This window comes from Deltaproteobacteria bacterium (genome assembly GCA_003696105.1).
Taxonomy (GTDB): Bacteria; Myxococcota_A; Polyangia; order Haliangiales; family J016; genus J016.
Map to the genome: position 1 here is coordinate 1 of RFGE01000260.1, position 21991 is coordinate 21991.

At 71.1% G+C, this 21991-nt stretch carries 19 protein-coding genes; 17 read left to right on the forward strand and 2 right to left on the reverse strand.

Annotated elements, in window-relative coordinates; all coding sequences use genetic code 11:
* Both secD and secF read left to right on the forward strand, forming a co-directional pair.
* Positions 1–1464 (forward strand): protein translocase subunit SecD (gene secD / locus D6689_16625; GenBank protein ID RMH39398.1); only part of this gene is annotated, 1464 nt, incomplete at its 5' end.
* Position 1465: 1 nt separating this feature from the next.
* On the forward strand, positions 1466–2749 hold the full coding sequence (gene secF, locus D6689_16630; GenBank protein RMH39399.1) for a protein translocase subunit SecF: 1284 nt from the start codon (positions 1466–1468) through the stop codon (positions 2747–2749).
* A gap of 59 nt (positions 2750–2808) precedes the next feature.
* Here secF and D6689_16635 read toward each other — a convergent pair whose 3' ends face one another.
* Positions 2809–3213, reverse strand: coding sequence for a hypothetical protein (locus tag D6689_16635; protein ID RMH39400.1), 405 nt, complete (start codon positions 3211–3213; stop codon positions 2809–2811).
* Between the two features lie 180 nt (positions 3214–3393).
* Here D6689_16635 and D6689_16640 point away from each other — a divergent pair, with 180 nt between their 5' ends.
* The 3 genes from D6689_16640 (at position 3394) to D6689_16650 (ending at position 7749) form a co-directional block, all read left to right on the forward strand.
* Positions 3394–5022 (forward strand): hypothetical protein, encoded by a 1629-nt coding sequence (locus D6689_16640; protein ID RMH39401.1) that lies wholly within the window; start codon positions 3394–3396, stop codon positions 5020–5022.
* 75 nt (positions 5023–5097) lie between these two features.
* On the forward strand, positions 5098–7152 hold the full coding sequence (gene recJ / locus D6689_16645) for a single-stranded-DNA-specific exonuclease RecJ (GenBank protein ID RMH39402.1): 2055 nt from the start codon (positions 5098–5100) through the stop codon (positions 7150–7152).
* 153 nt (positions 7153–7305) lie between these two features.
* On the forward strand, positions 7306–7749 hold the full coding sequence (locus D6689_16650) for a hypothetical protein (GenBank protein ID RMH39403.1): 444 nt from the start codon (positions 7306–7308) through the stop codon (positions 7747–7749).
* Positions 7750–7939: 190 nt separating this feature from the next.
* Here the strand turns inward: D6689_16650 and D6689_16655 are convergent, their stop codons facing one another.
* On the reverse strand, positions 7940–8779 hold the full coding sequence (locus D6689_16655) for a carbon-nitrogen hydrolase family protein (GenBank protein RMH39404.1): 840 nt from the start codon (positions 8777–8779) through the stop codon (positions 7940–7942).
* 129 nt (positions 8780–8908) lie between these two features.
* Between D6689_16655 and D6689_16660 the strand changes: the two genes are divergently transcribed.
* From D6689_16660 to D6689_16715, 12 genes are all read left to right on the forward strand, one after another.
* The gene (locus D6689_16660) at positions 8909–9430 is read left to right on the forward strand and encodes a ribosome maturation factor RimP (protein RMH39405.1); all 522 of its coding nucleotides are present in this window, start codon (positions 8909–8911) and stop codon (positions 9428–9430) included.
* Positions 9431–9435: 5 nt separating this feature from the next.
* Positions 9436–11082: a transcription termination/antitermination protein NusA gene (nusA, locus tag D6689_16665; protein RMH39406.1), complete on the forward strand. Its 1647-nt coding sequence runs from the start codon at positions 9436–9438 to the stop codon at positions 11080–11082.
* 16 nt (positions 11083–11098) lie between these two features.
* Positions 11099–11392: a YlxR family protein gene (locus D6689_16670; GenBank protein ID RMH39407.1), complete on the forward strand. Its 294-nt coding sequence runs from the start codon at positions 11099–11101 to the stop codon at positions 11390–11392.
* Positions 11389–14112 (forward strand): translation initiation factor IF-2, encoded by a 2724-nt coding sequence (locus D6689_16675; GenBank protein RMH39408.1) that lies wholly within the window; start codon positions 11389–11391, stop codon positions 14110–14112. The genes D6689_16670 and D6689_16675 overlap by 4 nt, the downstream gene beginning before the upstream one ends.
* 3 nt (positions 14113–14115) lie before the next feature.
* The gene (locus D6689_16680; GenBank protein RMH39409.1) at positions 14116–14448 is read left to right on the forward strand and encodes a DUF503 domain-containing protein; all 333 of its coding nucleotides are present in this window, start codon (positions 14116–14118) and stop codon (positions 14446–14448) included.
* Positions 14424–15785 carry a 30S ribosome-binding factor RbfA gene (gene rbfA / locus D6689_16685; protein ID RMH39410.1) on the forward strand — a complete coding sequence of 454 codons (1362 nt, stop codon included), beginning with the start codon at positions 14424–14426 and terminating at the stop codon, positions 15783–15785. Before D6689_16680 ends, rbfA begins: the two co-directional genes overlap by 25 nt.
* Positions 15782–16846, forward strand: coding sequence for a hypothetical protein (locus D6689_16690; protein RMH39411.1), 1065 nt, complete (start codon positions 15782–15784; stop codon positions 16844–16846). Before rbfA ends, D6689_16690 begins: the two co-directional genes overlap by 4 nt.
* Positions 16847–16860: 14 nt before the next feature.
* Positions 16861–17745 (forward strand): tRNA pseudouridine(55) synthase TruB, encoded by an 885-nt coding sequence (truB, locus tag D6689_16695; GenBank protein ID RMH39416.1) that lies wholly within the window; start codon positions 16861–16863, stop codon positions 17743–17745.
* Positions 17746–17800: 55 nt separating this feature from the next.
* Positions 17801–18070, forward strand: a complete 270-nt coding sequence (locus tag D6689_16700; GenBank protein RMH39412.1) for a 30S ribosomal protein S15 — start codon at positions 17801–17803, stop codon at positions 18068–18070.
* Positions 18071–18241: 171 nt separating this feature from the next.
* Positions 18242–20359, forward strand: a complete 2118-nt coding sequence (gene pnp / locus D6689_16705) for a polyribonucleotide nucleotidyltransferase (GenBank protein ID RMH39413.1) — start codon at positions 18242–18244, stop codon at positions 20357–20359.
* Positions 20360–20797, forward strand: a complete 438-nt coding sequence (locus D6689_16710) for a dUTP diphosphatase (GenBank protein ID RMH39414.1) — start codon at positions 20360–20362, stop codon at positions 20795–20797.
* Positions 20794–21991 (forward strand): hypothetical protein (locus D6689_16715; protein ID RMH39415.1); only part of this gene is annotated, 1198 nt, incomplete at its 3' end. The genes D6689_16710 and D6689_16715, both read left to right, overlap by 4 nt.

Here is a 21991-nt window from a genome sequence, read left to right on the forward strand (position 1 = left end):
TCGTCCGATTACGCCGATCGCATCAAGGAGTCGGCGCTCGAGCAGGCGATCAAGACGGTGCGCGACCGCGTCAACTCGCGCGGCATCGCGGAGCCGAGCATCGTCCGCAAGGGCGACGACATCATCGTCGAGCTACCCGGCCTCGACGATCAGTCCATCGAGCGCGTCAAGACGATCATCAAGCGGACGGCCAAGCTCGAGTTCAAAATCGTCGACAACGACAGCGAGTACATGAAAAAGCTCGCGCGGGCGGTCGCCGCGGACGACCGCGCCAAGGAACTCGGGATCGAGTTCGACACCGAGACGTGGGTGCACGACGAGTCGGGCAACCGGTTCAACGACACCTACCTCAAGGCGAAGAATCGCACGCAGTGGGTCGACGAGGCCGAGGCCCGGCGGCGCGGCTGCTGGGCGGTCGACAAGCCGGAGAAGGACGGCAAGTTCGAGTGCGAGATCACGGGCCGCCAGGTGATCGAGGAGTATCTGGCGCAGCTGTTCGCCGAAAAGCCGGAGCTCAAGCCGGACGAAAACCACCAGATCGCCTACGAGCAGCTGCCGCAGCTGCCGGGAGCGACCGAGCCGCCGGAGTGGCGCACCTACTACCTGCACCGGACGGTCGAACTCAGCGGCGCGGCCGTGTCGCGGGCGGACGTGGTGTTCAACCCGACCACGAACCGCCCCGAGGTGCTCGTGCGGTTCAACCGGTGGGGCGGCCGCCGGTTCGGCGAACTCACGTCGAAGAACGTCGGCCGCAAGATGGCGATCATCCTGGACGACACCGTCAGCTCGGCGCCGGTCATCCAGACCGCGATCACCGGCGGCAGCTCGACGATCACGATGGGCGGCTCCGACATCCGCCAGATCCAAAAGGAGGCCGAGGATCTCGTGGCGGTGCTGCGCACGGGATCGCTGCCGGCGCCGCTTCGCGAGCAGTCGGAGTCGATTCTCGGGCCGACGCTCGGCCGCGACGCCGTCGACAAGGCGAAGTTCTCGTTCCTGCTGGGCAGCGCGTTGGTGGTCGTCATCATGCTGTGGGTCTACCGAACGTCCGGCATGATTTCGATCCTCGCACTGGCGCTCAACCTGCTGTTCATGCTCGCGGTGCTCGCCGCGCTGGGCGCGGAGCTGACGCTGCCCGGCATCGCCGCGTTGGTGCTCACCGTCGGTATGGCGGTGGACGCGAACATCATCGTGTACGAACGCATCCGCGACGAACTGCGAGCGGGCAAGTCGGTTCGCGGTGCCGTCGATGCCGGGTTCGACCGCGCATTCACGGCCATCCTCGACGGGCAGCTGACGACTGCGGCCGCCGGCTACGTGCTGTACAACTACGGGTCCGGCCCGATTCAGGGGTTCGCCACGATGCTGCTCATCGGCATCTTCTGCACGCTGTTTACCGCGTACTGGTGCACGCGGCGGTTCTTCGAGATCTACATTTCGCGCCGCAAGGTCATCGGAATCTGACATGGCTTCCACGCACAAACCGTTCCGCGAGCTGATCCCGCCCGGGACCAACTTCGAGTTCGTCGGCAAGACCCGGCTGTGGGTGACGATCTCGGTGCTCGCCATCGCGGCCAGCATCGGGATGCTGTTCGTCAACAAGTCCACCCGCGGGTCGATCCTCAACTGGGCGATCGACTTCCGGGGGGGCACCGAGATCATCTTTCGCTTCACCGACAAGGGCGCCGGCGCCGAGGCGAAGGCGGCCGGCGCCGACGGCCGCAAGGTCGATCCCGGCGTCATCCGCGACGCGCTGACCAAGGCCGGGTTCGACGGCGTCGAAGTGTCCGACTACGTGTGGACCGTACCCGGTCCGAACGGCGAGCGCGTGACCGTCGAAGGCCTGCGCGTGCGCACGCCGGACTTCGGCGCGATCGACGAGGACAAGCAGGCGGGGTACGCGGAGCAGTTCGTCGCCAAGTTCGAGACCGACCAGCGCAAGATCCTCAAGGTGAGCTGGTCGGGCGACACGATGTTCGTCAGGTCGACCGCGCCGTTCGACGAGGCCGAGGTCGCGGCGTTCTTCCAGTCGATCGGTCTCGAGATGAAGCCGTGGGGGGAAGCCGCGGCGGACTTCGCGACCGCCGAGGAGGGGACCGGCGAGTACAATGCGCGGTTCGCGATCTGGGGCGTCGATCGCCAGTACGAGCTGGCCATCGAAAAGGCGTTGCCGGACATCGACGCGACGGTCGTCCAGGTCTACGGCGTCGGCGCCAAGGCGGGCGCGCAACTGCGCAACGACGGCATCAAGTCGCTGTTCTACGCGATGTTGCTCATCATGCTGTATCTGGTCGTGCGGTTCGACGTGCGCTACGCGCCCGGCGCCGTCGTCGCGCTGCTTCACGATGCCATGCTCGTCGTCGGCGCGTTCGCCGTCACGTGGACGGACGTGTCGCTCACGACGGTCGCCGCGTTGCTCACCGTCATCGGCTATTCCGTCAACGACACCGTGGTGATCTTCGACCGCATTCGCGAAAACGCGTCGCGTCTCAAGGACAAGAAGTTCCCGCGCGTGATCAACATCTCGCTCAACGAGACGCTGTCGCGCACGCTGTTGACATCACTGACCGTATTCGTCGTCACGCTGATGATGAACGTGTTCGGCACCGGTCTGGTGCGAGACTTCGCGTTCGCGATGAACGTCGGCGTCGTGGTCGGCACCTACTCGTCGATCTTCATCGCATCGCCGATCGTGCTGCTGATCCACAACAAGTACTTCTCGGCCCCGGCCGCAAAGAAGGCGCGGTAGCGGGGGCGGGAGGGCCGAGCGGCACTCCCCCGTGCCGGTGGCTCCTTCCGCGCAGCCGGTCAGGCGTCGTCGTCGGCCACGTCTGCCGCGTCGTCGCCGACGTCGCGAATGTCGAGGTTCCACAGCGCCGCGAGGCGATCGAGGATCTCGAGTTCGCCCGCGTCGATGCTCTCGCGCTGTGACAGCTCGTACAGCGCTCCGTAGATCATCTCCTGCGCGTCGCGCGCCGTGACCCGGCTCGCCGCGTCCAGGATCGCACGGGGGCTCTGCTCGGCCGCCTCGTCCAGCAGGTCCCAGAACGTATCGCCGCCGGCCTCGTTGGCGATGTGGGTGATCTCGTCGCGCTCGTCGTCGGTGAGCGCGCCGTCGGTGCGCACGGCCAGGCGCACCAGCCCGGCCAGCACGCGCAGCTCGTCGGCGGTCAGGTCGGACAGGCGGTCGCGTTCCGCAGCAGCGTCAGGCATGGGGGCAGCGTACCGCGCCCGCGCGCGGGGAGCGAGGGGCGCCGCGGCCAACGTGCGGCCGGGCGCGGGCGGGGCCGCGCGGCCAACGTGCGGCGGGGTGCGGCGCGGGCGGGGCGCCGCGGCCTCGTCGCCGTGACGGAGGTTGCACGCCGCCGCCGGGGGCTGTGCTACCGTCGACCCATGCGGACGCTGTGGTGGGGACTCGCGGCCGTCGCGGTCGCCGCGTGTGGCGAGGTCGCCGACCCGGCCGATGCGGCGCGGCCCGCGGATGCCGCGCGCATCGACGCGGCGACCCACGACGCCACCGCCCTCGACGCCGCCAGCTGCCGCGGGGGCGACGACTGCGACGACCTCATGTTCTGCAACGGCATCGAGCAGTGCGCGGGGGGCGTGTGCGTGCCGGGCGACCCGCCCGACTGCGACGACGGTGTCGCGTGCACGGAGGACCTGTGCGACGACGACGGGGACCGGTGCGCGCACGTGCCGGACCACACCCGGTGCGGCGGCGACACGCCGACCTGCGACCCGGTGGACGGCTGCGTCGCGCGCGCGTGCTCCGGACCGGAGCAGTGCGACGACGGGGAGTTTTGCAACGGGACCGAGCAGTGCGCGGGCACGCCGGGCCGGTGCGTCCCCGGGACGCCGCCCGACTGCGACGACGGCATCGCGTGTACGGACGATTCGTGCGACTCGAGCCTCGGCGCGTGTGCGCATTCGCCGGTCGACGCCGCGTGCGACGACGGCGTTCCGTGCACGGTGGACGCGTGCGACCCGGCGACCGGATGCACGTTCACGCCCGACGACGCGCGGTGCGACGACGGCGACGTGTGCAACGGGGCGGAAATGTGCACCGAGACGGGGTGCATCGCGGGAGAGCCGCTGGTGTGCGACGACGGCGTCCCGTGCACGGTGGACGAGTGCGATCCGGCGACCGGGTGCAAGGCGACGCCCGACGACGCGCAGTGCGACGACGGCGACCTGTGCAACGGGGTCGAGACGTGCACGACGAGCGGGTGCCAGCCGGGCACGCCCGTCGTGTGCGACGACTTCGTTGCGTGCACGCGCGACGACTGCGACCCGGCGACCGGCGCGTGCGTGTTCACGCCCGACGACGCGCTGTGCGACGACGGCGACCTGTGCAACGGGGCGGAGGTGTGCACCGAGACGGGGTGTAGCGCGGGAGACCCGCCGGTGTGCGACGACTTCGTTGCGTGCACACGCGACGGCTGCGACCCGGCGACCGGCTGCACGTTCACGCCCGACGACGCGCTGTGCGACGACGGCGACCTGTGCAACGGAGTCGAGACGTGCACGACGAGCGGGTGCCAGCCGGGCACGCCCGTCGTGTGCGACGACATGATCGCGTGCACGCGCGACGACTGCGATCCGGCGACCGGCGCGTGCACGTTCACGCCCGACGACGCGCTGTGCGACGACGGCGATCGGTGCACGGCCGACTTCTGCACCGGCGACGGCATCGGGACCGGCTGCGCGTACGCGGCGGCCGACGTGCTGGTCAACTGGACGCGGCAGGCGTCGCCGAGCGGGCCGGTGGTGGAGGCAGGGACCTTCGTGATGACGTGTTCGGACGAGAGCGTCGAGGCGACGACCCTGTTGTGCGCGGTCGATCAGAGCACCTACTCGCTGCAGTGCTCGTTGAGTTCCACCGGAGAGTTGGCCGCGGTCAGCGCCGGCGGGCAGGCGTGCGGTCTGGCGATCGCGGCGCCCGTGAGGTCGGGGTGCTCGACGATGGATCTGCCGGCGGGCGTCGGCGGCGGGGTCTTCCGCTGCTGCTTCTCCAAACCGTGAGGCGCTGCGCGAACCCGATCCGGCCGGCGCCACGCCAGCCCCTCGGGAGCGCGCCGCCGTTCGCGCGCGGGGGGCGTGTGCGTAGTGCCGTTGGTGACATCTTGGCCGGGGGCCGCGGCGGCGCAGGCGGGGGCCGTGCCGCCGAGGAGCGATTCCGCATCGGGGGCCGGGCCGTGGGTCGTGGCGTGCGGTCGCCGGGGGGACGGCCCGCGGGGGACGCCGGTGCGCGCGGCCGGCGCGACGTCTCGCCGCGCCGGTGTCCGGGAGGGCAGCGCCGGGCGCGTCTGGCGTCGACCGTCCCGGGACTTCGCACGGACGCGCACACGCGGCGCCGATGTCACAGCCGCCCGCTACAGTGTCCGCACCGTGTGGGAGCCTCGCCCCGTCGATGCGTCCGCCGTCGCCGCTCTGGCGGCCGCGCTCGACGTTCGCCCGGCGACGGCTCGCTGCCTCGCCGCCCGCGGATTCGACGTCGCCTCCGCGCGCGCGTTTCTCGATCCGCGCCTGTCGGCGCTGCGCCCGCCCGACGGGCTGGCCGACTTCGACGTCGCGGTCGATCGGCTCGCGCGGGCTGCGCGCGCGACCGAGCGCGTCGGCGTGTTCGGCGACTACGACGTCGACGGCGTCACCACCTGTGCGCTGCTCACCGGGTTCCTGCGGCAAGTCGGCGCGGCGCCGGTGCCGCGGGTGGCGCGCCGCGACGCGGGCTACGGGTTCGGCACGGCGGACGTCGCTCACTTCGCCGAACAGCAGTGCAGCGTCGTCGTCGTCGGCGACTGCGGCACGTCGGACGTCGACGCGATCGCCCACGCCCGGTCCCTCGGCATCGACGTGATCGTCGTCGACCATCACACCGTGCCGCCGGCAACCGGGCGCCACCCGGCGCTCGCGCTCATCAACCCACTGCGCGCCGACTCGACGTTCCCGTTTCGCAAGATGGCGTCCGTCGGGCTCGCGTTCTATCTGGCCGGCGCGCTGCGCACCGCGCTGGACCGCGCCGGCCATTTCACCGGCGACCGGCCGCGCCCCGACGTGCGCGACCTGCTCGACCTCGTCGCGCTCGGCACGATCTGTGACGTGGTGCCGCTGGTCGACGAAAACCGCATCCTCGCGGCGGCCGGCCTGCGCGTCGCGTCGCGGCGGCAACGGCCCGGGCTGGCGGCGTTGCTCGAGCGCGCCGGTGCGGCCGACGCGCCGGTCACCGAGCGCGTCGTCGGCTGGCGGCTCAGCCCGCGGCTGAACGCGCCGGGTCGCCTCGGCGATGCCGCGCCGGCGCTGGCCCTGCTGTTGTCGCGCGATGCGCGCGAAGCCGACCGCTGGGCCGACGCGCTCGAGGCGTGCAACGACGAGCGGCGGTCGATCCAGGCGGAGGTGCTCGCCGAGGCCGAGGCGCAGGCCGAGGCCGCGTGCGACGGGCCCGCGATCGTCGTGGCTGGCGAGGGCTGGCCCAGCGGCGTCGTCGGGATCGTCGCGGCGAAGCTCGCCGAGCGCTATCGGCGGCCGGCGTTCGCGCTCGCGATCGACCCGGACACGGGCGTCGCCCGGGGGTCGGGCCGAGCGGCCGGCGAGGTCCACCTGTATCGGGTGCTGGAAGCGTGCGAGGGCTTGGTCGACCGGTTCGGCGGCCACGCGGGCGCGGCGGGGCTCACCGTCCACCGCGATCGCATCGACGCGCTGCGCGCGGCGATCGCCGAGGCGGTCGCCGCCCAGCGAGACGGCGCCGACGCCGGCGATCCCGGGGCGACGTCGCCCGGCGACTCCGGCGACGGGGACGCCCGGAGCGACGCCTGGATCGACGCCGAGGTGACCCTCGCGGAGCTCGACGAGGGGCTCGTGGCGGAGCTGGATCGACTCGCCCCGTTTGGCGAAGGCAACCCGGAACCGGTGCTCCTCGCGCGCGGGCTCACCGTGGTCGACAGCCGCGCGGTGGGCGAGGACGGCACGCACCTCAAGCTGCGGCTGGCGGGCGCCGGCGGCCGCGAGTTCGGCGCCATCGCCTTCGGGCAGGCGGGCGACGACCCGGGCGAGGGCGCCGTGGTGGATGTCGCGTTTCGCCCGTCGATCAACGAGTGGAACGGGGCGCGCGCGGTCGAACTCGCGGTCAAACGACTGCGGCACAGCCCCGGATAGCGGCGCGGGCGTCGTGTGAGGCACCTCGCGCGTGACCGACGAGCGCTCCGTCGATGACCGAGCGGAACGGGGCGCGCGCGGTCGAACTCGCGGTCAACCGACGGCGGCACGGCCCCGGATCGTGGCGCCGGCGCCGTGTGATACAACTCGCGCGTGACCGACGAGCGCCCAGAGGACGGCGTCCCCGCGGGCGGGGCTCCGGCTGGCGCCGGCGCCGGCCGCCGCCGCGTGCGCGCCGGCGACCTCGACCCCGTGCCGCGACTGCCGCGCGGCCGGAGCATGCGGTGGGTATGGGCCGATCTGTTTCGGATCGCGTTTCTCGCGATCATGCTCGTCGCGGTCGTCGTGCTCAAAAACGACTGCGCCGAGGGCGTGTCGCGGTTCATCGGCAGCTTCGAACCGCCCACCGATGCGCCGCCGGCCGCTCGTTCCCCCGCGCCGGCCGCCCGCGATCCCAATCTCCCGGCGGACTGGCAACTCGTGCCGGCCGACGAGGTCGACCTGCGCGCGATGTTCCCGGCCGCAGCCGACGCCGGCGCGCCGGCGGCGAGCCGAACGGCGCCCGCCGATGGCGCGGCCGTCGCCGCGCCGCGATGAGGCCGCCGGCAACCGCGGCGCGCGGTGCTCTCCGCCGGGTTGCGTCCGCCCGCGCTCGGCGGGTGCGATGCGCGCCGCCGCGGCCGCCATCCACGGCGCCGGCGCCGGCGTGGCCCGGGTTCGCGGCGGACCGCTGCTGCCGCGTCGCGAGTGGCATCGCGCGGGCTGGCGCCGCGTCGCGCGCTCCCGGTCAGAATCGCCGGTGCTCGAGGCACGGCATCTGCGCGCGCCGGGTGCGCAGCACGTCGAGGTCGATCTCCGCCACCGCGATGCCGGGATGTGCCCCGTCGCACTCGGCGAGCACGCCCCCCCACGGATCGACGATCAGCGAGTGGCCGTAGCTCTCGCGGCGGTCGTTGTGGCGTCCGACCTGGGCCGGCGCGACGACGAACGCCTGATTCTCGATCGCGCGGGCGCGCACCAACACGTGCCAGTGCGCCGCCCCCGTGAACGCGGTGAACGCCGACGGGATGGCGAGGATCTCGGCCCCCTGATCGACCAGCCGCCGGTACAGCTCGGGGAAGCGCAGGTCGTAGCAGATCGACAGTCCCAACACGCCAAGCGGCGTCGCGACGGTCACGACCTCGTCGCCCGCCAGCGTCGAGTCCGATTCGCGCAGGGTGGCTCCGCCCGGGATGTCGACGTCGAACAGGTGGATTTTCCGATAGGCGGCGGCGAGCCGGCCGTCCGGCGCGAACACCACCAGGGTGTTGTAGACCTTGTCGCCGGCGGCGTCGCCCGCCGGCCGCTCGGCCATCCCGCCGCCGATGAGCCACACGCGGTGGTCGCGCGCCCACTCGCGCGTCGCCGCCAGGATCGGCCCGGGGGACGCCTCGTCGAGCACCTCCGCGATCGCGCGCTTTTGCGCTTCGTCGCGGCCCAAGAACGCATAACACTCGGGCAGGGCGACCAGGCGGGCGCCGCGGGAGGCCGCCTCGGCCACCCACCGGCGGCATTCCGCGAGGTTGCGGTCCACGTCCTCGGTCGCGCACAGCTGCACCGCGGCGACGGTCACGGTCGGCTCGGCCATCGACGCCTCGATTCTTCACGAAAACACGCGGGGCTTGCAACCCCGCCGGGAGCGTGGTAGTTGGAGTTCCACATTCTGGAACTTCCCTGGATTCTACAGGGCGGGTCCATCACCCGCCCTTTTTTATTGATGCCCACGAACTCGATCACGGCCAAACTGCTCGCCCTGTGCGAACCCGTCGTCGAAGCGGCGGGCTACGAACTCGTCGACGTCGAGTATCGCCGCGAGTCGCACGGATGGGTCGTGCGCGTGTTCATCGACCACGCCGGCGCGCGCCAGGCCGCGCCGATCGGCTTCGACGACTGCGAGCGCGTGAGCCGCGAACTCGGCCCGGTGCTCGACGTCGAGGACCCGGTGCCCCACGCGTATCACCTCGAGGTGTCGTCGCCCGGAATCAGCCGCCCGTTGCGCACCGCCGAGCACTTTCGCCGGGCGGTCGGTTCGACGGCCAAGCTCGCGCTCGACCGGGGCCTCGACGGTCGTCGCAACTTCAAGGGCGAGATCGTCGAGGTCGACGGCGACACGGTGGCGGTGCGCGTCGACGACGGCCGCGTCTATCGATTGCCGCTGGCGGACCTGCGCTCCGCCCGCTTGGTCCCCGACTGGGACGAGGTGCTCAAGACCGGCACCCGACACGTGTCGAAAGGATGAGTCACATGCAACCCAACCTCAACATGGTCATCGACCAGGTCGGCAAGGACAAGAACATCGACCGCTCGGTTCTCGTCCAGGCGCTCGAGCAGGCGATCCTCACCGCCGCAAAGAAGACGTTCGGCGCACACCGCGAATTGGAAGCGCAATTCAATGAGGAGACGGGCGACGTCGATCTGTTCCTCATCATGAACGTCGTAGACGGCGATCCCGAGCCGGGCCGCGAGATCAATATCAAGGATGCGCTGGCGCACGGGCTCGAGGCAGAGGTCGGCGACGAACTGCTGTTCCAGGTGTTCTACAAGGCCGAGCACGCCGACCGCGCCGCCGAACAAGACGCGAAGTTCGGCCCGCTGATCGACCTGCAGGGCGCCCACAAGAAGTTCGGCCGCATCGCCGCGCAAACCGCCAAGCAGGTCATCTACCAGCGGGTGCGCGAGGCCGAGCGCGACAACGTCTACAAGGAGTTCAAGGACCGCAAGGGCGAGCTCATCACCGGGACCGTGCGGCGGTTCGAGCGCGGCAACATCATCGTCGACCTCGGCAAGGCGGAGGCGGTGTTGCCGGTCCGGGAGCAAGTCCAGCGCGAGTCGTACCGCGCCGGCGATCCGATCAAGGCGTACGTGCTGGACATCGACCGGTCGGCGCGCGGCCCGCAGATCATCCTGTCGCGCACGCACAAGGGGCTGCTCGAAAAGCTGTTCGAGCAGGAGGTCCCCGAGATCTACGAAAAAATCGTCCGCATCGAGTCGTCCGCGCGCGAGCCCGGGGCGCGCGCCAAGATCGCGGTGTCGTCGCGCGACCGCGACGTGGACCCGGTCGGCGCGTGCGTCGGCATGAAGGGGTCGCGCGTGCAGGCGGTCGTTCAGGAGCTGCGCGGCGAAAAGATCGACATCGTGCCGTACGATCCGGATCCGGCGCGGTTCGTGTGCAACGCGATCGCACCGGCCGAGGTGACGCGCGTCATCATCGACGCGGAGGGCCACCGGATGGAGCTGGTCGTGCCCGATGACAAGCTGTCGCTCGCGATCGGCAAAAAGGGGCAAAACGTGCGGCTGGCATCGCAGCTCACCGGCTGGCGGATCGACATTCACTCCGAGAGCAAGATCCGCGAACTGGAGACGCGCGCCAAGCGCCAGATCGCGTCGATTGAAGGGATGGACGACGAGCTGGCGCAGGCCGTGTTCAAGCTCGGCTGGCGGTCGGTGCACGACATCGCGCATGCCGTGACGTCGGAACTCGCGGCCGTTCCCGGCATCGACACCGAGGAACGCGCGCAGGCGATCATCGACGGCGCGCGCGCGTTCATCGACGCCGAGAAGAAGCGGCAGGCAGCGGCGCGCAAGGAGGCGGAACGGCGCGCCAAACTGTCCGACAAGGACAAGCTGCTCGAGCTGCCGGGGATGACCGAGGAGATGGCCGATCGCCTCCTCGCGGCCGGCCTCACCGTCGAGCGGCTCGCGCGCGCCACCGATTTCGACGTCGTGGCCGAGGCGGCCGGCACCGACCGCAACGAGGCGCGGCGTCTGCGTCATCGCGCGGGCGTGTGGACCGGAGCGATCCCGGCCGACGCGCCGGAGCCGGAGGACGAGCCGGCGCCGCCGCCGGCCGCCGGCGCGGAACCGGAGGCAGAACAAGGCGCGGAGGCGTAATCTTCGACGATTCGCGATGACCGGCAAGCACATACCGATCCGCACGTGCGTCGGCTGTCGCCGGCGCGATGCGCAGGAGCGCCTGGTCCGCATCGCGGTCGACCAGGGGCGCCCCGTGGTCGATCCGATGCGCAAGCGGCCGGGCCGGGGCGCGTACGTCCACGCGGATCCGGTGTGCGCGACTCGCGCGGTGCGCGGCCGCGGCCTCGCTCGGGGGCTTCGGTTGGGCGGCGCGATCCCGACGGACAGTCAGCACTTGCTCCTCGACCAGTTGATGGGCGAAATAGCGATCGAATCACGGCGGCAATGAGTACCGGAGCACGAATGCGCGTTTACGAAATCGCTCGGGAAGTCGGAATCCCGAACAAGGATCTGATCATGAAGATCCGGGCCATGGGCCTCGAGGTGAACAACCACATGAGTTCCCTCGACGCCGATGACGTGGACCGCGTCAAGCGCTCGATCGAAAACGAGCGGCTTGCCAACACGGTGACGCAGCGGCTGTCGTCGACGGTGCTTCGCCGCCGCAGCAAGCGAGCGAAGGTCGCGGACGCAGCCAAGGTCGAAGCGCCCAAGACGGAGGCGCCGGTCGCGGAGCCGTCCGCCGCAGAACCGTCCGCCGCGGAGCCGTCCGCCGCCGAGGTGCCGGCGGCCACCGAGGCGCCGAAGCCGGCGGTGCGCCGCCGCGTCGCCGCCAAGCCGGTGGCGGAGCCCGAGACCGAGGCGACGCCTCCGGCCGTCGAGCCGGCCGCGCCCGCCGACGCATCCGCTCCCGCGGCTCCCGCGGCGCCCGCACAGGAGCCGCCGGCGGAGCCTGCGCCCGAGGCCGCGCCGGAGCCGGCGCCCGCGCCACCGGTCGCCGCGGAGGCGCCCGCCAAGCCGGTGGAGCCGGCGGCCGACGAGCCCGCGGCGGAGGCGGCGGTCGCGCCGGCGGCGCCCGCGGCGGGCGACGACCCGCGCAGCCGGTTCGAGCGCGAGCTGGAGCTGGCGCGCCAGCGCGCGGCTGCGCGCGAGGCCGAGCGCCAGCGCAAGAAGCAGGAGGAACTCGCGCTGTCGCGGCCGCGGCCGGACGGTCGCCCCGAGGTCGGCTCGGTGATCTCCCTGCCGATGACTCGCATCAAGATCACCGAGCGGGCGCCGACCCCGCAGGAGGCGCGGCGCCGGTTCCAACCGCAGGAGCGGCGCGGCGGCCGGCGAGCCGAGTCGCGCCACAAGCGGAAGGCGCCTCCGGGCAAGAAGGGCAAGGCGACGCAGATCACGACGCCGGCCGAGCACAAGCGCGTCATCAAGATCGAAGACAGCATCGCAGTGCAGGACCTCGCCAAGCAGATGGGCATCAAGGCCACCGAGCTGCTGCGCAAGCTGTGGTCCAGCGGCATGGTCGGCGTGAACATCAACGCGACCATCGACTTCGAGACCGCCAACATCATCGCGTCCGAGTTCGGCTACGAGGTGCAGAATGTCGCCTTCCAGGAGGAGGCAGTGCTCACCAGCGCGCCGGATCCGGAGGAGGCGTTGCGCCCGCGCCCGGCGGTTGTGACCGTCATGGGCCACGTCGACCACGGCAAGACGACGTTGCTCGATGCGATCCGAAATTCGCGCGTCGCCGCGGGCGAGGCCGGCGGCATCACGCAGCACATCGCGGCGTATCGCGTGCCCGTCCCCGACATGGGCGAGCTGGTGTTCCTCGACACGCCCGGCCACGCCGCGTTCACCCAGATGCGCGCGCGCGGCGCGCAGGTCACCGATATCGTCGTGCTCGTGTGTGCGGCCGACGACGGCGTGATGCCGCAGACGATCGAAGCGCTCAGCCACGCCAAGGATGCCGGCGTTCCGATCATCGTGGCGGTCAACAAGATCGACGCGCCGAACGCCCAGCCCGAGCGCGTGCGCCAGCAGCTTGCGGAGCACGAACTCATCCCGGAGGAGTGGGGCGGGGACACGCAGTACGTGGAGATCTCGGCGCTCAAGAAGCTGAACATCGACAAGCTGCTCGAGGCGATCGCGCTGCAAGCGGAGCTGCTCGAACTCAAGGCGAACCCGGACAAGCCGGCCAGCGGCGTCGTGATCGAGGCGCGGCTGGATCGCGCGCGCGGCCCGGTCGCCACGGCGCTCGTCCAGCAGGGCACGTTGCACGTCGGCGACATCGTCGTCGCGGGCGAGATCATGGGCAAGGTGCGCGCCATGCTCGACGACAAGGGCGATAACGTGAAGGAAGCCGGGCCGTCGATGCCGGTCGAGATCCTCGGTCTCGACGGCGTGCCGGATGCCGGCGACACGTTCCACGTCACGGACGAAAAGACCGCCAAGCGGGTCGTCGAGCACCGCCGCGACCAGAAGCGCAAGAAGGAACTGGCCGCGTCGAGCAAGCTGTCGCTCGAAAACATCATGGAGAAGATCCAGACGGGCGACCAGAAAGAGCTCAAGGTCGTGCTCAAGGCGGACGTGCAGGGGTCGGCCGAGGCGCTCAAGGACGCGCTGCAGAAGCTGTCGACCGAGAAGGTGAGCGTCAACGTGATCTCGGCCGGCGTGGGCGGGATCACGGAAACCGACGTCAACCTGGCCAAGGCGGGCGGCGCGATCATCGTCGGCTTCCACGTGCGGCCGGCGGGCAAGGCGGCCAAACACGCCGAGCAGGAGGGCGTCGAGATCAAGCTGTACAACGTGATCTACGAGGCGCTCGACGAGGTGAAGGCGGCGATGGCGGGCCTGCTGGCGCCGATCAAGAAGGAAAAGGAGGTCGGAAAGCTCGAAGTGCGTCAGACCTTCAACATCTCGAAGGTCGGTACCGTCGCCGGCTGCTACGTCACCGAGGGCAAGATCCAGCGCAAGTCGCTGTTGCGCGTCATCCGCGACTCGGTCCAGGTCTACGAGGGCCGCGTCGGGCAACTCAAGCGCTTCAAGGACGACGTCAACGAGGTCGACCAGGGCTACGAGTGCGGCCTGATGATCGACGGCTTCAACGACATCCAGGTCGGAGACATCGTCGAGGCCTACGAGATCGTCGAGGAGGCCGCGACGCTGGAGTAGCCCGTGTACGTCGGCGTGTGCAGATTGCTGCTGGCCACACCGGCGCACACCCTCAAGGACAAGCGGTCGATCCTGCGGCGCATCAAGGATCGAACCGCAGCAAAATGGAAGGTACATGTGGCCGAGGTGGACTTGCACGACGCATACAACCGGGCCGTGCTCGGGTTTGCCGTCGTTGCCGCTGACGCGCCGCACTGTGACCGCGTCCTCGACGGGGTGGCTCGCTTCATCGCCGCGCAGGGACTCGCCGACGTCGTCGACGAGGATCGCCGCGTGATGCAGTTCGACGACATCGATTTCGCCGCGGAGCAGTGGATGGAGGGGAAGTTCGAGTGAGCGGGCGCGCGAGCCAGCAGAGGCGTGCCGCCGCGATCCGCGACGAACTCGCCGCGGTCATCGCGACGGAGGTCAAGGATCCTCGAGTCCACGCGGCAGGACTCGTCGGCGTCAGCCGCGTCGAACTGAACCGCGACGGCAGCGCGGCGCGCGTGTACGTGTCGTTCGTGTCGACCGAGGACGGTCCCCGTGCCGAGGCACTCGAGGGGTTGGCCGCCGCGTCGGGGTTCCTCCGGTCGACGCTCGGCCGCCGCCTCGGGATCGGCCGAGCGCCCAAGCTGACGTTCGACTGGGACCCGACGGCCGAGGTCGCCGAACGGCTGGCCGCGGTCGTCGCGGAGGACGCGATGACGCCATTCGACCGAGCGGTCGACGTGATTCGCCGCGCCGACACGATCTTGCTCGCCACGCATCGTGGGCCGGATGGCGATGGCGTCGGCTCGATGGTCGCCCTGGCGTCGCTGTTGCGCTCGCAGGGAAAGACGCCGACTCTGTTCACTGAGGATCTCGTGCCGCGCAACCTCAAGTGGCTGCCGTTCGCGCGGTCGTTCGTGCGCACCTTGGCTGCCGACGCGCGCTTCGACGCCACGATCGTCGTCGACTGCGGCGACCCGCAACTGCTCGGCCCCGGGTTTCCCGCGCCCGAGGTGACCGGCACCGTCGTCGCGCTCGATCACCACGCGAGTCACCGTCCGTTCGGCGACGTGTTCGTCAGCGATCCGGATGCGGCGTGCGTCGGCGTGCTGGTCGCCCGCATCGCGAGACGGTTGGGTTGGCGCATCTCGAAGGAGGCGGCGCAGGGGTTGTTCGTGTCGCTCGTCGCCGACACCGGGTCGTTCAGCTACTCGAACGCCAACGCCGAGGCGTTCCACCTCGCCGCGGAACTCGTCGGCGCCGGCTACGTCGATCCGTGGGCGATCCACGAGCGAATGAACGAAAATGTGCCGGTGTCGCGCTATCGGTTGTTGGCGGCGGCCCTCGGCACGCTCGAACTGGCCGCCGATGGACGGCTGGCGTTCCTGCAGATCACCGAGCAGATGCTCGCCGACGTCAAGGCGTCGTGGGAAGACAGCGAGGGCGTCGTCAACTACGCGCGCGGCATCGCCGGCGTCGAGTGTGGTGTGCTGCTCACACCGGCCAAGGGCGGCGGAGTGCGCGTGTCGATGCGGTCCAAGGGCCGCGCGATCGATGCGGGCGCGGTATGCGCGCGACTCGGAGGGGGCGGCCACCGCGGCGCCGCCGGCTGCACGCTACCCGGCGATCTGCCGACCGCCCGCCGGGTGGTCGAAGACGCGCTCGTCGCCGCGCTCGAGGGTGCGGTACCATCGGCAGAGTGACAGCGACGCAGTGGATGTGTTGTGCGGTCGCCGCGTCGGCGATGGCCTGTGGCGGCGCCGCGTCGGAACCGGATGCGGCGCCCGGGTCGCCCGACGCGCCGGCGGCGCCGGTCGACGCGGCGGCGGCCGACGCGCCGGTGGACGCGCCGCCGCCTGACGCGCCGCCGCCTGACGCGGATCCGACCATGCCGATGCGCCTGAGCGACACGGGCCTGTACACCGATGTCGTTGCCGAGACGCTGGCCGACGGGGTGCGCGCGTATGCGCCCCGCTTCCCGCTGTGGTCGGACGGCGCGGTCAAGCGCCGCTGGGTATACCTGCCGCCCGGATCCACGATCGACACGGCCGACATGGACTTTTGGCGGTTTCCCGTCGGGACGAAGCTGTGGAAGGAGTTCGTGCGCGATGGCGTCCGGGTCGAGACGCGGCTGCTCATGAAGACGGCGCCGGATGCGTGGTTCATGATGGCCTATGCGTGGCTGCCGGACGGCTCCGATGCGATCGCAACTCCCTACGGTCAACCGGACGCTCTCGGCACCGACCACGACATCCCGAGCGTGAGTGACTGCGACAAGTGCCACGGGCGCGTGCCGGACGTGGCGCTCGGGTTTTCCGCCCTCCAACTCGACCACGCGGATGCCGGCGTGTCGCTGACGCAGCTCGCGGCCGACGGCCTGATCACCGACCCGCCCGCGGCCCCGCTCGTCGTGCCCGGCGATGCGACGGCGGCCGCGGCGCTCGGCTATCTGCACGCCAACTGCGGCACGTGCCACAACGACACGTCCGACGTGAGCGTCGAGCACGGGCTGCGCCTGTACCTCACCGTCGGCGCGCTCGGCGCCGTCGAGGACACGCCGGCGTATACGACCGCCGTCGGCGTCGCGCCGGTGCACGCGATCGCCGGGGTCACCGCGCTCATCGAGCCCGGCAACCCCGAGGCGAGCGCGGTGCACGCGCGCATGGCCACGCGCGGCCCGATCCGCATGCCGCCGATCGCGTCTGAAGTCGTCGACGGAGACGGGCTCGCTGCGGTCGACGCGTGGATCGCATCGTTGCCATGACGGCGGGCAGTGGCGTGCACGGAGTCGCGATCATCGACAAGCCGGCCGGGATGACCTCCGCGGAGGTCGTTGCGCGCGTCAAGCGCATCGCGGGCGTCCGCCGGTGCGGTCACACCGGCACGCTCGATCCGATGGCGACCGGCGTGCTGCCGGTGTGCCTCGGCGAGGCGACGAAGCTGGCGGGGTACCTGACGGCCGAGGACAAGGCGTACGACGGCGAGATGGTGCTCGGCGTCGAGACGGATACCCTCGACCGAGAGGGGCGGGTGGTTCGCACCGCCGATGCGTCGGGCATGACGCGCGCGGCGCTCGAGCGCGCGATGGCGCAATGGGTCGGCGAGATCGACCAGATCCCTCCGATGTATTCGGCCGTCAAGCGCGACGGCCGGCGGCTGCACGAGCTCGCTCGCGCCGGCGAGGTCGTCGATCGGCCACCTCGCCGCGTGCGGGTCGACTCGTTCGCGTTGCGCGGGTTCGACCCGCCGCGCGCGTCGTTCTCGGTCGTCTGCTCGAAGGGCACGTACGTCCGCTCACTCGTCGCCGACGTGGGCGCGGCGCTCGGCTGCGGCGCGCACCTGGCGGCGCTGCGCCGCACCCGCGCCGGCCGGTTCGGCCTCGACCGCGCCGTCCCGCTCGCCGGCCTCGACGCCGCCGCTCTGCGCGCGCATCTGATCGACCCGGCCGAGGCGGTCGACCGGCTGCGCGCCGTGCCGGTGCCGGCGGACCGGGTGCGCCACGTGCGACACGGCCGGCCGCCGGGCGAGGTCGTGCGGGAGATCGGGGAAGGCGAGCGAATTCGGCTGCTTACGCCGGAAGGCGCGCTGCTCGCGCTGGTCGAGGGCAGTGCGGCCGGCCCCCGCTATCTGCGCGTATTCACGTATGGCTTGACGGCGCGCTGACTTTCCTCCAAATTGCCGCCCCACCCGAATAGACCGAACCGAAGGACATCGAACCATGAGTGTTTCGCCCGTCATCAAGCGGGAGACGATCGACAAGTACCGGACGCACGAGACCGACACGGGCTCGCCCGAGGTCCAGGTTGCGCTGCTCACCCAGCGGATCGCGCACCTCACCGAGCACTGCAAGGTCCACAAAAAGGATCACCACTCGCGTCGCGGTCTGCTCAAGATGGTCGGCCAGCGCCGCAGCCTGCTCGACTACCTCAAGCGCAAGGACTACGACCGCTACGCGAACCTGATCAAGAGCCTGGGCATCCGTAAGTAGAGCCCGGGTTCGCGCCGCGCGTGGCGCCGCGCCCGTGGAGGTGCGGCGCGCCCGCGCGGTTCAACCCAGCTCGACCGACTGCCGCTGCCTTTTCTGTCGTGCCGCCGATGCCGATCGGCGGCAGGCCAGGGAAAGCAGACCGTCGGCTCGAGCGCGACCGAGGAGACGGCTATGAGTTTTGTACGTGAGGAAGTCGCGGTCGACGGCAAGACCGTCGTGTTGGAGACCGGCAAGTGGGCGCGCCAAGCGGGCGGCTCGATCGTGATTCGTATCGACGGCACGCTGTTGCTCGTCACCGCCACGGGCTCGTCCGACACGCGCGACCTGCCGTTTTTGCCGCTCACGTGTGAATACAAGGAGCGGGCGTATGCCGCGGGCCACATCCCTGGGGGATTCTTCAAGCGCGAAGGCCGCCCCACGGAGCAGGAGATCCTCGCGGCGCGGCTGATGGATCGGCCGTCGCGGCCGCTGTTTCCCGAGGGCTGGCGCTACGACACGCAGATCATCGCCCAGGTGCTCAGCTTCGACGGCGTCAACCCGGCCGAGGTGCTGGCGATCACCGGGGCGTCCGCCGCGTTGCACATTTCCGATCTGGTCTACAACGGTCCGATCGCCGGCGTGCGCGTCGGCTACGTCGATGGCAAGTTCGTCGCGTTTCCGACCTACCCGCAGATCGAGGACAGCGCGATCAACATGATCGTCGCGGCTTCGCGCGATGCGATCACGATGGTCGAGGGCGAGATGAACGAGGTGTCGGAGTCGCTCATCATCGACGCCCTGATGTTCGCCCACGAGTCGGTCCAACCGCTGATCGACGCCCAGGAGAAACTCCGCGCGGCCGTCGGTAAGCCCAAGCGACCGTTCGACAGCCCCCAGCCGGACGAGGCCCTGTACCGCGCGGTCCGCGAACTGGCGCTCGACAAGACCAAGGCAGCGCTGGCGGTACGAGAAAAGCACGCGCGCTACGACGCGCTCGCGGCCGTCGTGACCGAGGTCGTCGACAAGCTGTGCGCGGAGGGGGCGCCGTATCACGAGCGCGACGGCGAGGTGAAGGAGGCGTGCAGTCGGCTCAAGCGCGAGGTCGCGCGCGCGGCGACGCTCGACGGCGTGCGCATCGACGGGCGCAAACACGACGAGATCCGCCCGATCACGTGTGAGGTCGGCGTGCTGCCGGCCGTCCACGGCTCGGCGGTGTTCACGCGCGGCGAGACGCAGGCGATGGCCGCGATCACGCTGGGCACGATCTCCGACGAGCAGCGGCTCGATACCCTGCGCGACCGCGACGAGCGCAAGCGGTTCATGCTGCACTACAACTTCCCGCCCTTCTGCACGGGGGAGGTCAAACCGCTCCGCGGCACCAGTCGCCGGGAGATCGGCCACGGGCACCTCGCGGAGCGCTCGGTGCAGCGCGTGCTGCCGGCGTACGAGGACTTCCCGTACACCATCCGCGTGGTGTCCGAAGTGCTCGAGTCCAACGGCTCGTCGTCCATGGCGACGGTGTGCGGCGCGTCGCTCGCGCTGATGGACGGCGGCGTGCCGATCAAGGCGCCGATCGCCGGCATCGCGATGGGGCTGATGAAGGAGGGCGATCGCTACGCGGTCCTGTCCGACATCCTCGGCGACGAGGACCACATCGGCGACATGGACTTCAAGGTGACGGGGACGGCCGACGGCATCACCGCGCTGCAGATGGACATCAAGGTCAGCGGCCTCACCCGCGACATCTTGCAGCAGGCGCTCGACCAGGCTCGGGCCGGCCGGATGCACATCCTCGGCGAGATGAACAAGGTCATCGCGGCACCGCGCGACGAGCTGTCGCCCAACGCGCCGCGCATCGTGTCGATCAAGGTCAAGCCGGACAAGATCCGCGACATCATCGGCCCCGGCGGCAAGACGATCCGCGGCATCGTCGAACAGACGGGCGCGCAGATCGACATCGAGGACGACGGCACCGTCAACATCGCGTCGGCCAACGAGCGCGGGTTGCAGCAGGCGATCGACCTCATCCGCGGGCTCACGGTCGAGCCCGAACTCGGCAAGGTCTACGCGGGCGTCGTCAAGCGCATCGCCGAGTTCGGCGCGTTCGTCGAGATCATGCCGGGCACCGACGGACTCGTCCACATCAGCGAGCTGGCCGAGGAGCGCACGCGCAAGGTGACCGACGTGTGCGAGGAGGGCGACGAGATGGTCGTCAAGGTGATCAACATCGACCGCGACGGCAAGATTCGCCTCAGCCGCCGCCAGGCGCTCGACGTAGCGCCCGAGGACGTCAACCGCTTCGTCGGTTAGGTGCGACTGCGCGTCAAACGAGTTCGCCACAACGCGACGCCGCCGCGTTACATGACGGCGTCGGCGGCGGGGATGGACCTCGCCGCCGCGGTCGACGCGCCGGTGCGCCTGGCGCCCGGCGCCCGCGCGGCCGTGCCCACGGGATGGGTCGTCGAGATCCCCGACGGCTACGAGGGGCAGGTCCGCCCGCGCAGCGGCAACGCGCTGCGCCGCGGGCTCACCGTCGTCAACGCACCCGGTACGATCGACGCCGACTTCCGCGGCGAGCTGCACGTGTTGTTGGTCAACCTCGGGGACGCGCCGGTGACGATCGAACCCGGCGAGCGCATCGCGCAGCTCGTGATAGCGCCCGTCGTCCGCGCGCAGGTCGTGGAGGTCGACGAGGTGGGCGCGACACAGCGGGGCGACGGGGGCTTCGGGTCGACGGGCGACCGATGACGCAGTTGTCCGTCGGCGATGTCGTGGCCGGCCGCTACGTGATCCGCGGCGGCCCGAGCGAGCATCCCGCCTACGTCGCGCACCGCGCGTTCGATCGCGAGGTCGAGGTCGACGTCGCGCTGTGGTGGGTTCGCCCGGAGCTATCTCGCGACGCCGAGTTCCGCGCCCGGTTTCTGGCCGCGGCGGAGGCGCTGAAACGGACGAAGAACCACCACGCGCGCCGCGTGTTCGACGCGCGTGAGGTCGGCGATGGCGTGCTGGCGGTCGTGCAGCTCGCCAGCGAGGGCCGGCCGCATGCGCCGGCCGCCGGGGGGCTCGCGGACGCGGCGCTGTTGGACTACGCGGCGGGGTTGTGCGAGGGGCTGCAAGTCGCCCACGACGAAGGCCTGGTCCACGGCCGGCTCCTGCCCGGCGACGTCGCGACGGTGGCCGGCTTGCTGAAGGTCGGCGGGATCGGCCTGTGGCACCCGGCGGGCGCGGCGGCGCGGTCGCTGTGGGGGCGCGCGGCGCGCTACGTCGCGCCGGAGGCATGGGCGGCCACGCCTCCGGCGCCGACGGCCGACGTGTATTCGGCGGCGATCATCCTGGCGGAACTCGCTTGCGGGCGGGACGCGTGGGGCGACAGCGAGGATCCCCGCGACCTGGCCGAGCAGCTATCGCTGCGACGGCCGGAGCTGGCCGAGGAGCTGATCGCCGGATTCGCCGCCGACCCGGCGCGCCGTTTGCCGACGCCGGGCGCGCTGGCGGACGCGCTGCGCCACGCGATCGGCACGACGCAGGTCGCCGTCCGCATCGATCCGTCCCATGGGCGCGGCGACGAGCCTTCGAGCGCGCCGGGGGGCTCGAAGGCGGCGGCCGCCGGCGAGGGCGGCGGCCGGGCGCGTGGGGCGCGCGCCGCGGCAGCCGACGCACCCGCGCTGCCGCTGCCCGCGCCCGAGTTGACGCCGCCGGACCGGGGGGAGGGGCGACCGTCGGAGACCGCCGACCGCGCGGTATCCGGCTCGCCTTCGCGCGCGCGGCTCGGCTTCGACGACACGCCGGCGACGGACGACACCACGGAGCCCTACGATGTGACCCCCCCGGACGGCGTGGCGGCCGCCCGGCTCGACCCGGGCGGCGAGCCCGCGCTCGTCGGCGAGGCGCCCCCGCAGCCGGACTCGACCGGCGAGCCGCCGGGCCGCGACGCGCGCGGAA

Coding starts and splice junctions, on each gene's coding strand:
- secF (RMH39399.1), top strand. CDS start 1,466: ATGGCTTCCACGCACAAACCGTTCCGCGAGCTGATCCCGCCCGGGACC.
- D6689_16635 (RMH39400.1), bottom strand. CDS start 3,213: ATGCCTGACGCTGCTGCGGAACGCGACCGCCTGTCCGACCTGACCGCC.
- D6689_16640 (RMH39401.1), top strand. CDS start 3,394: ATGCGGACGCTGTGGTGGGGACTCGCGGCCGTCGCGGTCGCCGCGTGT.
- D6689_16655 (RMH39404.1), bottom strand. CDS start 8,779: ATGGCCGAGCCGACCGTGACCGTCGCCGCGGTGCAGCTGTGCGCGACC.
- D6689_16660 (RMH39405.1), top strand. CDS start 8,909: ATGCCCACGAACTCGATCACGGCCAAACTGCTCGCCCTGTGCGAACCC.
- nusA (RMH39406.1), top strand. CDS start 9,436: ATGCAACCCAACCTCAACATGGTCATCGACCAGGTCGGCAAGGACAAG.
- D6689_16670 (RMH39407.1), top strand. CDS start 11,099: ATGACCGGCAAGCACATACCGATCCGCACGTGCGTCGGCTGTCGCCGG.
- D6689_16675 (RMH39408.1), top strand. CDS start 11,389: ATGAGTACCGGAGCACGAATGCGCGTTTACGAAATCGCTCGGGAAGTC.
- D6689_16700 (RMH39412.1), top strand. CDS start 17,801: ATGAGTGTTTCGCCCGTCATCAAGCGGGAGACGATCGACAAGTACCGG.
- pnp (RMH39413.1), top strand. CDS start 18,242: ATGAGTTTTGTACGTGAGGAAGTCGCGGTCGACGGCAAGACCGTCGTG.